The 16036-nt window shown below is 72.3% G+C and carries 12 protein-coding genes and 2 pseudogenes; 5 read left to right on the forward strand and 9 right to left on the reverse strand.

The features are described from left to right. Positions 1–237: a MoaD/ThiS family protein gene (locus ACFWGN_RS00725; RefSeq protein ID WP_191802732.1), complete on the forward strand. Its 237-nt coding sequence runs from the start codon at positions 1–3 to the stop codon at positions 235–237. A 33-nt stretch (positions 238–270) separates the two neighbouring features. On the opposite strand, the gene ACFWGN_RS00730 is transcribed toward ACFWGN_RS00725, so the two are convergent. Then, the gene (locus ACFWGN_RS00730) at positions 271–801 is read right to left on the reverse strand and encodes a molybdenum cofactor biosynthesis protein B (protein WP_191802730.1); all 531 of its coding nucleotides are present in this window, start codon (positions 799–801) and stop codon (positions 271–273) included. 130 nt (positions 802–931) lie between these two features. Here ACFWGN_RS00730 and ACFWGN_RS00735 point away from each other — a divergent pair, with 130 nt between their 5' ends. The 4 genes from ACFWGN_RS00735 to narI all read left to right on the forward strand — a co-directional run bounded on the left by ACFWGN_RS00735 (position 932) and on the right by narI (position 8136). Continuing rightward, on the forward strand, positions 932–4849 hold the full coding sequence (locus ACFWGN_RS00735) for a nitrate reductase subunit alpha (RefSeq protein WP_377615242.1): 3918 nt from the start codon (positions 932–934) through the stop codon (positions 4847–4849). A 73-nt stretch (positions 4850–4922) separates the two neighbouring features. Then, entirely contained in the window at positions 4923–6629 is a 1707-nt protein-coding gene (narH, locus tag ACFWGN_RS00740; RefSeq protein ID WP_377615243.1) for a nitrate reductase subunit beta, read from the forward strand. Next, positions 6629–7378, forward strand: coding sequence for a nitrate reductase molybdenum cofactor assembly chaperone (narJ, locus tag ACFWGN_RS00745; protein WP_377615244.1), 750 nt, complete (start codon positions 6629–6631; stop codon positions 7376–7378). The genes narH and narJ overlap by 1 nt, the downstream gene beginning before the upstream one ends. Beyond that, complete coding sequence (gene narI / locus ACFWGN_RS00750; RefSeq protein WP_377615245.1) at positions 7375–8136, forward strand: respiratory nitrate reductase subunit gamma; 762 nt, start codon at positions 7375–7377, stop codon at positions 8134–8136. Before narJ ends, narI begins: the two co-directional genes overlap by 4 nt. Before the next feature lie 121 nt (positions 8137–8257). Here the strand turns inward: narI and ACFWGN_RS00755 are convergent, their stop codons facing one another. The 8 genes and pseudogenes from ACFWGN_RS00755 to adh form a co-directional block, all read right to left on the reverse strand. Further along, positions 8258–9355, reverse strand: a complete 1098-nt coding sequence (locus tag ACFWGN_RS00755) for a pirin family protein (RefSeq protein WP_377615246.1) — start codon at positions 9353–9355, stop codon at positions 8258–8260. Positions 9356–9934: 579 nt separating this feature from the next. Then, positions 9935–10987 (reverse strand): hypothetical protein, encoded by a 1053-nt coding sequence (locus ACFWGN_RS00760; RefSeq protein ID WP_377615247.1) that lies wholly within the window; start codon positions 10985–10987, stop codon positions 9935–9937. A gap of 112 nt (positions 10988–11099) precedes the next feature. Beyond that, positions 11100–11666: a DinB family protein gene (locus tag ACFWGN_RS00765; RefSeq protein ID WP_377615248.1), complete on the reverse strand. Its 567-nt coding sequence runs from the start codon at positions 11664–11666 to the stop codon at positions 11100–11102. 46 nt (positions 11667–11712) lie between these two features. After that, positions 11713–12009, reverse strand: coding sequence for an antibiotic biosynthesis monooxygenase (locus ACFWGN_RS00770; protein WP_191802715.1), 297 nt, complete (start codon positions 12007–12009; stop codon positions 11713–11715). Between the two features lie 85 nt (positions 12010–12094). Then, on the reverse strand, positions 12095–13537 hold the full coding sequence (locus tag ACFWGN_RS00775) for a sugar porter family MFS transporter (protein WP_377615249.1): 1443 nt from the start codon (positions 13535–13537) through the stop codon (positions 12095–12097). 169 nt (positions 13538–13706) lie between these two features. Continuing rightward, a pseudogene (locus ACFWGN_RS00780) lies at positions 13707–13895 on the reverse strand (DUF779 domain-containing protein); the annotation flags it as partial. 231 nt (positions 13896–14126) lie between these two features. Next, a pseudogene (locus ACFWGN_RS00785) lies at positions 14127–14405 on the reverse strand (DUF779 domain-containing protein); the annotation flags it as partial. A 102-nt stretch (positions 14406–14507) separates the two neighbouring features. Next, the gene (adh, locus tag ACFWGN_RS00790) at positions 14508–16031 is read right to left on the reverse strand and encodes an aldehyde dehydrogenase (RefSeq protein WP_056644733.1); all 1524 of its coding nucleotides are present in this window, start codon (positions 16029–16031) and stop codon (positions 14508–14510) included. Positions 16032–16036: the final 5 nt, after the last annotated feature.

Here is a 16036-nt window from a genome sequence, read left to right on the forward strand (position 1 = left end):
GTGCCGCAGGTCCGCTACTTCGCGGGGGCGGCCGAGGCGGCCGGCCTCGAGGCCGAGTCGCTCCCGGGCGCCTCGGTCGGCGAGCTCTTCGCCGCGATGACCGCGCGCCACCCCGCGCTCGCCGAGGTGCTGCCCCGCTGCTCGGTGCTCGTGGGCGGCGTGCGGACGGCGGACCACGGCGTCGCGCTGGCCGACGACCAGCAGGTCGACGTCCTGCCCCCCTTCGCGGGCGGCTGAGGGCCACCCACCTTCCGCTGGGCGCGGAGAAGGCTAGTGGTCCCCGCCCGCTAGCTGCGAGAACACGTGCGGCAGCAACGGCTCGAGCACCGTCCACCCGTCGCGGACCCCGCCCGGTGACCCCGGCAGGTTCACGACGAGCGCGCGCGTCCCGTGCGCCGCGGGCGCGGTCCCGACGATCCCGCGCGAGAGCACCGCGCTCGGCACCACGGTCGCCCCACGGCGCCGGATCGCCTCGGCGACGCCCGGCAGCTCCTGGTCGACGACCTCGGCCGTGCCCTCGGGCGTGTGGTCGCGCGGGCCGATGCCCGTCCCGCCCGTGGTGATCACGAGGCGTGCCCCCTCGACCAGCGCCGAGGTGAGGGCGTCGCGGACGGAGTCGACGCCGTCGGGCACCAGACGCAGCGTGACGCGCTCGAAGCCCCCCGTCTCCAGGAGCGAGACCAGGAGCGGGCCCGAGCGGTCGGGCGACTCGCCGCGCGAGCCGCGGTCGGAGACCGTGACGACGGTGACGGGCAGGTGGGCGAGGGGGAAGACCGCGGAGGGCCCGTCGAACGAGGTCATGGGAGCACCGTAGACAATCGCGCGGCCCGGGGCGACAGGGCACCGCTCGCCGGGCAGAAGAGACGGGACCTGGGCATACTGCGAGGCAGACGAACGTACAAGCACGATCCTGCTCGCCCCAGGAGGTCGCATGTCGCAGTCCACCGTCCCAGGCCCGGGCACCGCCGCCCGCGCCGAGGGCGCCCCACGCCCTGAGTCCCCTGGTGGAGGCGGCGAGGACGCCCTGCTCCGGCTCGGCAAGCACCTGCGCCGCGGGGAGGTCTCACCGGACCTGCGGCAGCTGTTCCTCCAGGGAGGCCGCGAGGGCGACGTCTTCTACCGGGACCGGTGGTCGCACGACAAGGTGGTGCGCTCGACGCACGGCGTGAACTGCACGGGCTCGTGCTCGTGGAAGGTGTACGTCAAGGACGGCATCATCACCTGGGAGACGCAGCAGACGGACTACCCGTCGGTCGGCCCGGACTCGCCCGAGTACGAGCCGCGGGGCTGCCCGCGCGGCGCGGCCTTCAGCTGGTACACCTACTCGCCGACGCGGGTCCGGTACCCGTACGTGCGCGGCGTGCTGCTGCGCGCCTTCCGCGACGCGAAGGCCCGCACGGGCGACCCGGTGCGGGCGTGGGCCGAGGTCACGGGCGACCCGGAGACGGCGCGCGCGTACAAGCAGGCGCGCGGCAAGGGCGGCCTGGTCCGGGCGTCGTGGGACGAGGCCGCGGAGATCGTCGCGGCGGCCCACGTCCACACGATCAAGGCCTACGGCCCCGACCGCATCGCGGGCTTCTCCCCCATCCCGGCGATGTCGATGGTCTCGCACGGCGTGGGGGCCCGGTTCATCTCGATGCTTGGCGGCGCGATGCTGTCGTTCTACGACTGGTACGCGGACCTCCCGGTCGCCTCGCCGCAGGTGTTCGGCGACCAGACCGACGTGCCAGAGTCGGCCGACTGGTGGAACTCGTCGTACTGCATCATGTGGGGCTCGAACATCCCCGTGACCCGCACCCCCGACGCGCACTTCATGGCCGAGGCGCGCTACCGCGGCCAGAAGGTGATCGTGGTCTCGCCCGACTACGCGGACAACACCAAGTTCGCGGACGAGTGGCTCGCGGTGCACCCCGGCACGGACGGCGCGCTGGCCCTCGCGATGGGTCACGTGATCCTGCGGGAGTTCCACGTGGAACGTCGCACCGCTCCGTTCGTGGACTACCTGACGAGGTTCACGGACTCTCCGTTCCTCGTGACGCTCACACCGAGCCCGGCGGCGTCGGGGCCCGACGGCGCCGCTCGCCCCGCGGGGGACGTCACCTACGTCCCGGGCAAGTTCCTCACCGCGGCCGACCTCGCGGACGACGTCCTGCCGGGCGCCGCGAGCGCCGCGAACGCGGCCTTCAAGCCCGTCCTGCTCGACGCCGACGGCTCGCCCGTGATCCCGAACGGCACGCTGGGACACCGGTTCGGCGAGGCCGACGAGGGGAAGTGGAACCTCGACCTGGAGGGCGTCGAACCGCTGCTGTCGGTCGCGGACGGCCGCACGACCGGGCACGATCCGCTGACGGGGGCGGCGCCGTCGGGCCATGACGACACCACGACCGCGCGCGTGGACCTGCCGCGCTTCGACCTCTCGCCCGACCCCGACCAGGGCGACGAGGGCATGCACACGGGGGGCGCGGGCTCGGTCACGCGCGGCGTGCCGGTGCGGCGCGTGGGCGGGCACCTGGTGACCACGGTGTTCGACCTGCTGCTGGCCCGGTACGGCGTGAACCGCGAGGACCTGGACCTGCCCGGCGAGTGGCCCACGGGCTACGACGACGCGGACTCCCCCGGCACCCCCGCGTGGCAGGAGCAGTTCACGGGGGTCCCCGCGGCGGCGGCAGCACGGATCGGGCGCGAGTTCGCGGACAACGCCGAGAAGTCCGGTGGGCGCTCGATGATCATCATGGGCGCCGGCGCCAACCACTGGTTCCACGCCGACACGATCTACCGCGCCATGCTCGCGCTGACGACCATGACGGGCTGCCAGGGCGTCAACGGCGGCGGGTGGGCGCACTACGTCGGGCAGGAGAAGTGCCGGCCCGTCACGGGATGGGCCCAGTACGCGGGCGGCCTGGACTGGTCGCGGCCCCCGCGCCAGATGATCGGCACGGCGTTCTGGTACGTCGCGACCGACCAGTGGCGCTACGACGGGCTGCCCGCGGACGCGCTCGCGACCCCCCTGGGCTCGGGCATGTTCGCGGGCCGGACCACGGCCGACTGCCTGGTCGAGTCCGCGCAGCGCGGCTGGATGCCCAGCTACCCGACGTTCGACCGCAACCCGCTCGACCTCGTGGACCAGGCCGAGGCGGCCGGGGCCGAGCCCGCGGACTACGTGGTCTCCGAGCTGCGCAGCGGCGCGCTCAGGTTCGCGGTCGAGGCCCCCGACGCCCCCGAGAACTTCCCGCGCTGCGTCACGGTGTGGCGGGCCAACATCCTGGGGTCCTCGGGCAAGGGCAACGAGTACTTCCTCAAGCACCTGCTCGGGACCGACTCCGCGGTGCTCGCGGACGAGTCGGCGCCGGGGCGGCGGCCACGGTCGATCGAGTGGGCCGAGGAGGGCGCGCGCGGCAAGCTCGACCTGCTCACGACGCTCGACTTCCGCATGACGAGCACCACGCTGTTCTCGGACGTCGTGCTGCCCGCAGCCACGTGGTACGAGAAGCACGACCTGTCCACGACCGACATGCACCCGTTCGTGCACTCGTTCAACCCCGCGATCAGCCCGCCCTGGCAGACCCGTACCGACTTCGACATCTTCCACACGATCGCGAAGAAGATCAGCGAGTACTCGGTCGAGCACCTGGGCGTGCGCAAGGACCTCGTGGCCGCGCCCCTGCTGCACGACACCCCGGACGCCATGTCGGTGCCGCACGGCACGATCGTCGACTCGGGCGCAGGGTCGGCGTCCCGGCCCCTCGTCCCGGGCGTGACCATGCCCAAGCTGGTCGTGGTCGAGCGCGACTACCCGGCGTTCGCGGACCGCATGGCCTCGCTCGGCCCGCTCACCGAGAAGCTCGGCATGGTCACCAAGGGCGTGCAGTTCTCGCCCGGCGAGGAGGTGCGGGTCCTGGGGCAGAAGAACGGGCTCGTGCCCTCGGGACCTGCGGCGGGTCGCCCGCGGCTCGACAAGGACACGCACGCGTGCGAGATGATCCTCGCGCTGTCGGGCACCACGAACGGTCGCCTCGCCGTCCAGGGCTTCGAGCACGTCGAGAAGCGCACGGGCGTCGAGCTCGCGGACCTGGCGCGCGACGAGCAGGGCAAGCGCGTCACGTTCCCCGACGTCCAGTCCCGCCCGACGACGGTCATCACGTCTCCCGAGTGGTCCGGCTCGGAGCACGGGGGGCGCCGGTACACCGCGTTCGCGATCAACGTCGAGCGGCTCAAGCCGTGGCACACCCTCACAGGGCGCCAGCACTTCTTCCTCGACCACGACTGGATGACCGAGCTCGGGGAGCAGCTGCCCGTGTTCCGGCCGCCGCTCGACATGCACCGCCTGTTCCCCGACTCCCCGGCGCTCGGCGACCGCTCCCCGAGCGGGTACCCCGGGTCGCAGGGTCAGGCCGAGGTCGCGGTGCGGTACCTGACCCCGCACTCCAAGTGGTCCATCCACTCGGAGTACCAGGACAACCTGTTCATGCTCTCGCTCTCGCGCGGCGGGCCGAACATCTGGATGTCGCCGCGCGACGCCGTCAAGATCGGGGTCCGGGACAACGAGTGGATCGAGGCCTACAACCGCAACGGCGTGGTCGTCGCGCGGGCCGTGGTCTCGCACCGCATGCCCGAGGGCACGGTGTACATGCACCACGCGACCGACCGCACGATCGACGTCCCGCTCGCCGAGACCTCGGGCCTGCGCGGCGGCATCCACAACTCGCTGACGCGGGTGCTGCTCAAGCCCAGCCACCTCGTCGGGGGCTACGCGCAGCTGGCCTTCGCGTTCAACTACCTCGGCCCCACGGGCAACCAGCGTGACGAGGTCACGACGATCCGTCGCCGCTCGCAGGACGTGACGTACTGATGGGCGCCCCGCAGCGGCGTCTGCGCCCTCGTCGCCGACCGCTGACGTACCGATCCGACCAGGAGGTGGCACCGTGCGCGTGATGGCTCAGATGTCGATGGTCATGAACCTCGACAAGTGCATCGGGTGCCACACGTGCTCGGTCACGTGCAAGCAGGCGTGGACGAACCGCACGGGCGTCGAGTACGTGTGGTTCAACAACGTCGAGACGCGGCCCGGGCTCGGCTACCCCCGGACCTACCAGGACCAGGAGAAGTGGCAGGGCGGCTGGGTCCGGACCAGGCGTGGCAAGCTCAAGCTCCGCGCGGGTGGTCGGGCCAAGAAGCTCGCGACGATCTTCTCCAACCCCAAGCTCCCCTCGATCCACGAGTACTACGAGCCGTGGACGTACGAGTACGACATGCTGCTCTCGGCCCCACAGGGCCCGCACACCCCGGTCGCCAAGCCCAAGTCCCTGCTCACGGGCGAGGACATGAAGATCGAGTGGTCGGCCAACTGGGACGACGACCTGGGCGGGTCCAAGGAGACCATGCAGGACGACCCGATCCTGCAGCACATGAGCGAGCACGTGGCCTCGGAGTTCGAGCAGACGTTCATGTTCTACCTGCCGCGCATCTGCGAGCACTGCCTCAACCCGGCGTGCGTCGCGTCGTGCCCGTCAGGAGCCATGTACAAGCGGGCCGAGGACGGGATCGTCCTGGTGGACCAGGACCAGTGCCGCGGCTGGCGCATGTGCGTCACGGGCTGCCCGTACAAGAAGGTCTACTTCAACCACAAGACCGGCAAGGCCGAGAAGTGCACGCTGTGCTACCCGCGCCTCGAGGTCGGGCTGCCCACGGTCTGCTCCGAGACGTGCGTGGGGCGCCTGCGCTACCTGGGCCTGGTCCTGTACGACGCCGACCGCGTGACCGAGGCCGCGTCGGTCGAGGACGAGCACGAGCTCCTCGAGTCCCAGCGCTCGGTGTTCCTGGACCCGCACGACCCCGAGGTCGTCGCGGCGGCCCGGGCCGAGGGCATCCCCGAGGACTGGATCGCGGCCGCCCAGGCGTCCCCGATCTGGGCCCTCATCCAGAAGTACCGCGTGGCCCTGCCGCTGCACCCCGAGTACCGGACCATGCCCATGGTCTGGTACATCCCGCCGCTGTCCCCCGTGGTCGACGTGGTCGGGTCGTCGGGCAACGACGGCGAGGACCCGCGCACCCTGTTCGCGGCGATCTCCAAGCTCCGCATCCCGCTCGAGTACCTCGCGGGACTGTTCACCGCGGGCGACACCGTGCCGGTCGAGCGCACGCTGCGCCGGCTGGCCGCGATGCGCTCCTACATGCGCGACATCAACCTGGGCGAGGAGCCCAACGAGGCCATCGCCCGCGCGGTCGGCATGACGGGCACCGAGATCCAGGAGATGTACCGCCTGCTCGCGATCGCCAAGTACGAGGACCGCTACGTGATCCCGACCGCGCACCAGGAGATCGCGCGCGAGCTCGAGGAGATCAGCTGCTCGCTCGACTTCGACGGCGGCCCCGGGATGGGCGGCATGGGTGGGGCAGGGCCGTTCGGCTCGTCGAGCGGGACCCCGGTGCCCGTCGCGGTCGAGAACTTCCACGTCCTGCAGGCCCGCCAGACGGCCGACTCCCCCAACGGCCCGTCGACCTCGGGGCGCGTCAACCTCCTCAACTGGGACGGCAACGGGCGGCCCGCGGGCCTGTTCCCGCCGGGGTCGCCCGGTGGGGCCGAGGGCCCCGGGCCGGACACCTCGGGCGACGACACGGCGGCCCGGTGATGGGACTGTTCTCGAAGTCGCCCTCGACGACGTTCCTGCCCCGCCCGACGGCGCGCACCCCGCTCCTGGAGCCCCTCGCCCCGGTGCGGGCCACGCCCGCGCAACGGCGCACCACCCACATGGCCGCCTCGCTCCTGCTCGACTACCCCGACGCCGGGACGCTCGCCGCCGCGCGCGAGGTGCGCGACGTCGTCGGGCAGCTTCCTCCCGAGGTCCGGGCGCGGCTCGGCGCGTTCCTCGACGACCTCGAGGCCGGCGAGACCGCCGCGCTCGAGGCGCGCTACGTCGCGACGTTCGACCTCAAGCGCAAGTGCTCGATGTACCTCTCCTACTACGCCGCCGGGGACACCCGGAAGCGCGGCATGGCGCTCGTGCGGTTCGTGCAGGCCTACCGCGCGGCCGGGTGGGAGGTCGACGGCGAGGAGCTGCCCGACTACCTCCCCATGGCCCTCGAGTTCTCCGCACGCGCCCGGTCCCGCGACGAGGAGCGCATCGCCGCGGGCCTGCTCGGCTCGCACCGCCAGGGCATCGAGGTGCTCCGCTCGGCGCTCGCCGCCATGGCCAGCCCGTACGCGCTCGTGGTCGAGGCCGTGTGCCTGACCCTGCCCCCGCTCGACGCCGAGACCGAGCGGCGGTACCTCGAGCTCGTGACCTCCGGACCGCCGACCGAGATGGTCGGGCTGTCGGCCATGGGACCGCTCGAACCCTTCGCCCCCGCGGGGGCGCCCTCCGAGGAGGTACGACGATGAACGGTGCGAGCACGGGGAGCATCCTGCTGTGGGTGGTCTTCCCCTACGTGACCTTCGCGGTGTTCGTCGTCGGGTCCGTGTGGCGGTACCGCTACGACAAGTTCGGCTGGACCACGCGGTCGAGCGAGCTCTATGAGAAGAAGCTGCTCCGCCTCGGGTCGCCGCTGTTCCACTTCGGGCTGCTGTTCGTGATCCTCGGGCACCTCATGGGGCTCGTGATCCCCAAGACGTGGACCGAGGCCGTGGGGATCAGCGAGGGCGCCTACCACTTCGTCGCGACGTACATGGGGGCGCTCGCCGCGCTCGTGCTCGTCGCAGGGCTCCTCATCCTGATCTACCGCCGACGGACCACGGGCCCGGTCTTCCTCGCGACCACGCGCATGGACAAGGTCATGTACGTGTTCCTCGCGGCGTCGATCGTGCTCGGGACGTGGGCGACGGTCCAGACCCAGCTCCTCGCCGCGAACCACGGGTACGACTACCGCGAGACCATCTCGCCGTGGTTCCGCTCGCTCTGGTACCTCCAGCCGCAGCCCGAGCTCATGGCGGGCGTGCCTGCGGCGTTCCAGCTCCACATCGTCGCGGCCAACCTGCTGTTCATCCTGTGGCCCTTCACGCGGCTCGTGCACGCGTTCTCGGCGCCCGTGCCGTACATCTTCCGGCCCTACATCGTGTACCGCTCGCGCGACGCCGCCGTGGCGTCCCGCGAGCCGCGGCCCGGCTGGGACCCGTCGGAGCGGCCGGGGACGAAGCGGTAGGTCTGCGGCTCGGCACTGGTTCCTGCCCCCCGGGTCCACGTCCGGCACGCGACAGGGCGAGGGGGTTCCCCCGACGAGGAGGGCGGCCTGCTCGCTCCCACGAACACGCACGAGGGGCGGCTCAGACAGGCCGCCTGCGCGGCACGAGCCGGATGTCAGGCAGCACGGGGGCGGGCAGCGGACCGCCGTCGTACCCCACGACCTCCCCGAAGCGCCGGCCCGACGCCCCCGGGGCGTACCGCGTGCCGCCGTCCCCGGGCACGGGCACGGGCACGTCCGCCCCGTCGTCCTGGACGACCTCGACCTGCGCCATCCAGTCCGCGCGGGCGGCCGCGACGTCGTCGTGCGAGCGCCCCACGAAGTTCCACCACATGACGATCTCCTCGGCGAACGGCGCCCCACCGATCAGCACGGCCCGCACGGGCCCGTCGCCCGCGGAGACGGTCAGCGTCGAGCACCCCGGCTCGACGTAGCCGAGCGAGGCCACGGGCACGGGGACGCCCTCGAACGACGCGTCTCCCGTGTCGACGAGCAGCGCGTGCTCGAACCGCGGGTCCACCTCGACCTGGACCGATCCCCCCGCGGGCAGGTCGACCTGCGCCCCGACCAGGGGCGTGAAGACCGTCGCGGCCGACCGCAGCTCGACTCCCGCGACCCGCAGCGCACCCACGAGCACCTGGACACGCTCACCTCCCGGCCCGGCCCACACGGGCAGGTCGCCGTGGTGCTCGAAGAACGGCTCGTCGCCGAGCCGGTCCCCCGGCAGCGCGACCCAGAGCTGCACGCCGTGCAGCAGGGGCGGCCGCACGCCCGCGGGCGACTCCTCCGAGTGCGAGATGCCCCGCCCGGCCGTCATGAGGTTCAGCTCGCCCGGCCGCACGGTCTGCAGCGACCCGACCGAGTCCCGGTGCAGGATCTCGCCCTCGAACAGCCAGCTCACGGTCTGCAGGCCCGTGTGCGGGTGCGGGGGCACCTGCATGCCGTCGGAGGTCGAGACGTCGTCGGGGCCGTAGTGGTCCAGGAAGCACCATGCGCCCACGAGCGAGCGCGCGCGCTGCGGCAGGGTGCGGCGCACGTCCATGGCGCGGGTCCCGCCGAGCGGGACCTGGCGGTGGTCGAGGATCTCCACGCGCGGTGCTGTGCCGGGGGTGCCCGACGACGGAGCGTGGCTCCCCGCGGCGCACACCTCTTCGCGGGGCCGGGTCTCGAGGTTGCTCATGGGTCGAGCGTAGGCGTGCCGCAGGACTGCGGCCCACCCGGCCGCCAGGGGCGGACCCGGGACTCAGCGAGGCCCCTGGCTTGCGCCAGGGGCCTCGCTGATGACCGTGTGCCCTGTGTGGTCGGCCGCAGGGGTAGGCCGGCCGGGCTCCGCGTCGACGTCGCGGCTCGACGCCTCCCCCGCGACGTACCGAAGTCCGTCCCGGTCTCCTTGGGAGGTGTCTCTCACGATCGGTCTTCCGGTCCGCTGGAGACCTGCGTCGTCACCCGCAGCTCGGGGCCTTGCGGCCACGAGACGTCCCACCGTTTTCCGGTCGACCAGGGTCCCTCGGGGTTGTGGTTCCAGCGTCCTTGCCGGTCCGTCCTCCCGTGCGGGAGAGCGTCGTCGGGGCTGCCTCGTCCGTACCCGTCGGAGCCAACACTGTCGTTTCTAGTCCTGTGCCGGGGCCCGCGGCAAGACCTCTGCACGAGGTATTTCCGCCCGGGCCGAGACCACAGGTTCATCCACAACCGGAGGCCCGGTCTCGCGGAGTTACCCACAGGCTTGTGCACAGAATCTGTGGACAACTCTGGGAGCGGGTCACACCCAGAAGCGGGCCGTGCTCACCGCCGCGATGCGTTCGTCCACCTCCGCAGAGGTCACCTCGAAGCCGCCGTCGTCCACGAGCACGCCGGCCGCCCGCCCCTGCAGGACCGACGCGAGCCGGGCCACCGAGGCCCGCATGCGCGAGCGCGCGATGAGGTGCAGACCCGACGGCTCCTCGACCTCGAGCTCGTACGAGTCCGCCGGCACCCAGCTCATGCGGTACGCGAACGGGCCGTACTCGCGCCAGTCCAGGGCCCCGAGCACGGCCGGGACCACGTCCACCTTGCGCACCACGACCCGCAGCGCGCCGTCGTACGCCGTCTCCCCGTCGAGCGCGAAGTCGACCAGCCGGTCCGGGCGCTCCACGACCTCCACGACGCGAGCGCCCGGCACGACGGTCTGCAGCGAACCGAGCGCGGCGTCAGGGGTCAGGGCCTGCGCGCTGTAGAGCGTCAGGTCGACCGCGGCCGCGGGCTCGGGCGCGAGCGGCACGACGCCGTCGACGAACAGCGTGCCCCCGACCTTGCGCGCAGCAGCCACCATCCACCGGACCACCCGCAGCTCCACGTCGTCCGGGAGCCCCGCGGCGAAGACCCGTGCCAGGCCGTCGCGGTCGTCGACCTCGGCCGGGAGCCCCGCGGCGAAGACCCGTGCCAGGCCGTCGCGGTCGTCGACCTCGGCCGGGAGCCGGTCGCGCGACCTGTGCGCGACACGCACGGCCCACAGCTCCGCGACCGACGAGGCCAGGTCCAGCGCGAGCGACTGCGGAGCCGGGACCACGAACGGCCCCACGACCTCCACGCCCTCGGCGAGCCGCAGGACCCCGGGGCGACGGACGTCGTCGGGCACCACGCCCCGGAAGCGGGCCCCCGCCATGGGGCGCTCCGCCGGACCGCTCGACGGCTCGCTGACCCAGCCCGCCTCCGGGTACCAGGCCTGCGCGAGCGCCTCGATCCCCGGACGCGCCACGCCGCGCGAGCGCGGCAGCGCGAGCAGATGGTCACTGCTGTACATCTCGGGGACCGACCCCGTCAGAGGAAGCGTCATGACGTGACGCTAGACGGGTCGACGACCGCCAAGAATGCCGGGAGGTTACGGGCGTGGGTCGTGCGGGGGACGTCGGGCTCGCGTGGGCGGGCCGGGCCGGGCCGGGAGTGACTCAGGTGGTCGGCGCGCCCACGTCGTGCAGGTGGTGGACCACGTCGTGCAGGAAGTACTGCCCGAGCGTGCGGACCGTGAAGACCGAGCCGTTCGAGCGGCGGCCGGGACGCTCCCAGTCGTCGGGCCCGACGGCGTCGAACCGGCCCGCGACCCGGTCGCCCGCGAACGCGAGCTCGCGCGAGAGCACCTGCGGGTCCTGGCTCGCGTAGTCGCCCTCGACCGCTGCGGCGTCCTGGTCCCAGTTCGCGAACTGCGGGTCGTCGCCCTCGACCATCGAGGCGAGCCGCACGTCGAAGATGCCGAACACGTCGCGCACGTGCGCCGCGTACTCGAGCGGCGACCACGTGTGCTCGTCCGGGCGCAGCGCCGCGTCGGGGCGCTCCAGGACCTCCTGCCAGCGCACGACCGACGACCGGACCGCAGGGCCGACCTGGTCCGGGTCCACGGCCGACGACACGAAACCGCACTCGGGGCACGGGCGATCGAGGACCCACGTCCAGTCCTTGGTGTCCGGGGTGATCCCGGTGGGGTCCTGCGGGGCGGGCTGAGCGGGCGTCGACGTCATGCACGGAATGCTAGGCCCGCGGGGCACCGGGGTGAACCCCCGGCGCTCAGGCTGCCGGCGGCGGGATCTCGTCGAGGAGCAGGACGTCGAGGGGCTCACGCATCCACTCGTCGTACGGGACGCTCTGGAGCAGGTCGAACAGCGCGTCCTCCCCCGCCGCGAACGTCGCCGGAGACTCCCACGTGGTGGTCAGGACGAAGCGCTCGCCGTCGCCCTCGGCCCACACCACGGCCTCGACGACCCCCGGGAGCACCCGGGCGGCCTCGGTCACGCGCTGGAGGAACGCCACCGTCTCGCCCCGGAACTCGTCCTTGGGGCGGTGCACGACGACCTGTGTGAACATCGGCGGCCCTCCCCAGGTTTCCGATCCAACGCTACGATTCTCGCCCGGACCTGGGGAAGCACCGCACAGGGTGAGATCCTGGGCTTCACCCCACCCTGGCACCGTCGCCCATCTGCTCGAGGGTCCGCCCCTTGGTCTCCGGCAGGAAGCGCAGCACGAAGAACACGGCGAACGCCGAGATCGCCGCGAAGGTCCCGTACGTCGCAGGCAGCCCCCACGACTCGCTCACGACGGGGAAGGACCGGGTCACGCCGTAGTTCACGAACCACTGCACGGCCGTCGCCACAGCAAGCGCCGTCGCACGGATCGAGTTCGGGAACATCTCACCCAGCAGGACCCAGCCGAGCGGCCCCCACGTGAGGCCGAACGAGACCACCATGAGGTTCACGGCCACGAGCGCGGTCATGGCCCACACCTGCGGGAAGACCAGCTCGCCGGCCGCCGACGTCGTCGCGTGACCGAACGCGAACGCCGTGACCGCGAGCGAGACCGCCATGCCGACCGAACCGGCCGCGAGCATGGGACGCCGCCCGAACCGGTCGGCGAGCACGATCGCGACGACCGTCACGGCGATGTTGACCGCCGCGGTCACGAGCGACATGGTCAGCGCCCGGGCCTCGGTGAAGCCCACCGACTCCCACAGCGACGTCGAGTAGACGAAGACCGCGTTGATGCCGCTGAGCTGGATGAGTGCCGCGACACCCAGCCCGATCCACACGATGGGCCTGAGCCCCAGGGCCGGGCCCCGCAGGTCGCGCAAGGACGTCGTCGCGTGCTCGCCGATCGAGGTCCGGATCTCCTCCACGGTCTCGTCGACCTCGCGGTCGTCGACTCCCGTGAACCGCCGGAGGACGTTCTTGGCCTCGTCCTCACGGCCCTGCGCGACCAGGTACCGGGGGGACTCGGGCAGACGGAACGCGGCCAGCGCGTAGAGGGCTGCGGGGACGAGCTCGCCGAGGAACATCCACCGCCAGGCCGGCAGACCGGCCCACAGCTCGTGCGCCGCGCCCCCGGCCGCGCGGGACATCGCCAACCCGGCCGCGAGCGCCACGAAGATCCCGACCGTGATGAAGAGCTGCTGGAGCCCGCCGAGGCGTCCACGGGCTCGCGCCGGGGCGACCTCCGCGATGTAGCCCGAGGCCATGACCGAGGCCGCACCGATCCCGATGCCCGCGACGAACCGCACCGGCAGGAGCAGGGCGACCGACGGCGTGAACGCCGCGAGCACCGCGCAGCCGCCGAACAGCAGCGCCGAGAGGAGCATGACCCGCACGCGGCCGACCCGCTCCGCGACCGATCCCGCGAACCATGCACCGACAGCGCAGCCCAGGAGCGACAGCGAGGCCACCATGCCGCGCATGCTCGCGGTCAGCTCGAAGTGCTCGCTCAGCGCACCGACGGCCGAGTTCACGACCGACGTGTCGAAACCGAACAGGAGCCCGCCGAGAGCAGCTGCGAGGCAGGCGAGGACGACCTTGCCGGGGACTCGGGCGGGGGCCGGGGATGCCACGGGCGGTTCAGCACTCATGCTCGGAAGACTGCCACGGCGCGGGTGGCCGGGCGCGGTGACGAGGTGTGCTCGGCGGCCGGATGTGACGTTCGTCCTCGTGTGACGTGCACGACGTGCCCGCACCGCACGGGTGGGCCGGCGGGCACCCGACTGCGGGGCCCAGGACGGCGGGTCACAGGACGGCGGATCACAGCACCTGGCCGGCGAGCGCCTCCGACTCCTCGTCCGAGAACAGCCTCGACCGGATGATGAACCGCACGCCCTCGGGCGCCTCGACGCTGAACCCCGACCCTCGTCCCGGGACCACGTCGACCGTGAGGTGCGTGTGCTTCCAGTACTCGAACTGGTTGCGGCTCATCCAGAACGGCACGGTGAACGTCGGGCCACCGGCCCGCGTCCCGTCGCCCGCGAGCCCCGGCGCCACCGCAGGCTCGGACAGCACGTGCCCCGAGACCACGGCCGACAGCACGGTCGCCGCCCCGCGGGCCGGCGTCGCCCCGTGCTCCGGGACCACGGGCCCCGGCGGCACCGCGAGCGCCGGGTCGGCCGACAGGCCCCCGAGCGGCAGGGCGTCGGGCACCTCGGCAAGAGCCGAGTACGAGTCCGTGACCGTGAGGTCGCCCAGGTGCACGTCGGCGTCCGACGTGAGGAACTCGCCCTGCGGGTAGCACATGGGCGACGACCCGTCGCAGCACCCGCCGGACTGGTGGAACATGAGCTCGCCGTACTGGACGCGGAGCCGGGCGAGCAGCTCTGCCGCGCCCTCGGTGAGGGTCACGCGCCCGGGCAGTCCCTCGCTCGGTGCGGTGCCCACCGCCCCGCCCGGCACGGCGCCCACCGCCCCCGGGGCGGTGACCTGCGGGGCGGGCGTGACGTCGTCGGGCATGGTTCCTTCTTCCCTCGTGGCGGACGGTCCGGACGGTGCGGCCGCCGTGCGCGGGGCCCGGGACGTCCCGGACCCCGCACACGACGGTCGCCTCCTGCAGGCCTAGAAGAAGCCGAGCTTCGAGGCCGAGTAGCTGACCAGGAGGTTCTTGGTCTGCTGGTAGTGGTCGAGCATCATCTTGTGGTTCTCGCGGCCCACGCCCGAGCCCTTGTACCCGCCGAACGCCGCCGCCGCGGGGTACGCGTGGTAGCAGTTCGTCCAGACGCGGCCCGCCTGGATCTCGCGGCCCGCCCGGTAGGCGATGTTGGCCTCGCGCGACCACACGCCCGCGCCCAGGCCGTACAGGGTGTCGTTCGCGACCGTGATCGCGTCGTCGAAGTCGGCGAAGTCCGTGACCGCGACGACGGGGCCGAAGATCTCCTCCTGGAAGATCCGCATCGAGTTCTTGCCCTCGAAGATCGTCGGCGTCACGTAGTAGCCGCCCGCGAGGTCGCCGCTCATCTCGGCGCGCGTGCCGCCCGTGAGGACCTTGGCCCCCTCGGCCTTGCCGATGTCGATGTAGCTGAGGATCTTCTCGAGCTGGTCGTTGGACGCCTGCGCGCCGATCATGGTCTCGGTGTCCAGGGGGTTGCCCTGCTTGACGGCCTTGGTCCGCTCGATCGCGTCGCCCAGGAACGAGTCGTAGATCGACGACTGGATGAGCGCGCGCGACGGGCACGTGCACACCTCGCCCTGGTTGAGGGCGAACATCGTGAACCCCTCGAGGGCCTTGTCGTAGAAGTCGTCCTTCTCGCGCGCCACGTCCTCGAAGAACAGGTTGGGCGACTTGCCGCCCAGCTCGAGCGTGACCGGGATGATGTTCTGGCTCGCGTACTGCATGATGAGCCGGCCCGTCGTGGTCTCGCCCGTGAACGCGATCTTGCGGATGCGCGGGCTCGACGCGAGCGGCTTGCCCGCCTCGACCCCGAACCCGTTGACCACGTTGAGGACGCCCGGGGGCAGCAGGTCCCCGATGATGTCGATCAGGAACAGGATCGACGCGGGCGTCTGCTCGGCGGGCTTGAGGACCACGCAGTTGCCCGCCGCGAGCGCGGGGGCCAGCTTCCACACCGCCATGAGGATGGGGAAGTTCCACGGGATGATCTGCCCGACCACGCCCAGCGGCTCGTGGAAGTGGTACGCGATGGTGTCCTCGTCGATCTCGGAGATCGAGCCCTCCTGCGCGCGGATCGCGCCCGCGAAGTAACGGAAGTGGTCGATCGCGAGCGGGATGTCCGCGGCGAGCGTCTCGCGCACGGGCTTGCCGTTCTCCCACGTCTCGGCGACCGCGATCTTCTCGAGGTTGGCCTCCATGCGGTCGGCGATCTTGTTGAGGATCACGGCGCGCTCGGTCGCCGTGGTCTTTCCCCAGGTGCGGGCGGCGCCGTGGGCCGCGTCCAGGGCGCGGTCGATGTCCTCGGCCGTGCCGCGCGCGACCTCGGTGAAGGTGCGGCCAGTGACGGGGCTCGGGTTCTCGAAGTACCGGCCGCTCGCCGGTGCGACGTACTCGCCGCCGATCCAGTGGTCGTAGCGGGACCTGTACTCGGCGATCGCCCCGGGGGTACCGGGTGCTGCGTAGACGGTCATGTGCG

Origin of the sequence: Oerskovia sp. NPDC060338, from assembly GCF_042726295.1 — a bacterium.
In the GTDB taxonomy this organism is placed as follows: Bacteria; Actinomycetota; Actinomycetes; order Actinomycetales; family Cellulomonadaceae; genus Oerskovia; species Oerskovia merdavium.

Coding starts and splice junctions, on each gene's coding strand:
- ACFWGN_RS00755 (WP_377615246.1), bottom strand. CDS start 9,355: ATGAGCAACCTCGAGACCCGGCCCCGCGAAGAGGTGTGCGCCGCGGGG.
- ACFWGN_RS00770 (WP_191802715.1), bottom strand. CDS start 12,009: ATGTTCACACAGGTCGTCGTGCACCGCCCCAAGGACGAGTTCCGGGGC.
- adh (WP_056644733.1), bottom strand. CDS start 16,031: ATGACCGTCTACGCAGCACCCGGTACCCCCGGGGCGATCGCCGAGTAC.
- ACFWGN_RS00730 (WP_191802730.1), bottom strand. CDS start 801: ATGACCTCGTTCGACGGGCCCTCCGCGGTCTTCCCCCTCGCCCACCTG.
- narJ (WP_377615244.1), top strand. CDS start 6,629: ATGGGACTGTTCTCGAAGTCGCCCTCGACGACGTTCCTGCCCCGCCCG.
- ACFWGN_RS00735 (WP_377615242.1), top strand. CDS start 932: ATGTCGCAGTCCACCGTCCCAGGCCCGGGCACCGCCGCCCGCGCCGAG.
- ACFWGN_RS00765 (WP_377615248.1), bottom strand. CDS start 11,666: ATGACGTCGACGCCCGCTCAGCCCGCCCCGCAGGACCCCACCGGGATC.
- ACFWGN_RS00775 (WP_377615249.1), bottom strand. CDS start 13,537: ATGAGTGCTGAACCGCCCGTGGCATCCCCGGCCCCCGCCCGAGTCCCC.
- ACFWGN_RS00760 (WP_377615247.1), bottom strand. CDS start 10,987: ATGACGCTTCCTCTGACGGGGTCGGTCCCCGAGATGTACAGCAGTGAC.
- narI (WP_377615245.1), top strand. CDS start 7,375: ATGAACGGTGCGAGCACGGGGAGCATCCTGCTGTGGGTGGTCTTCCCC.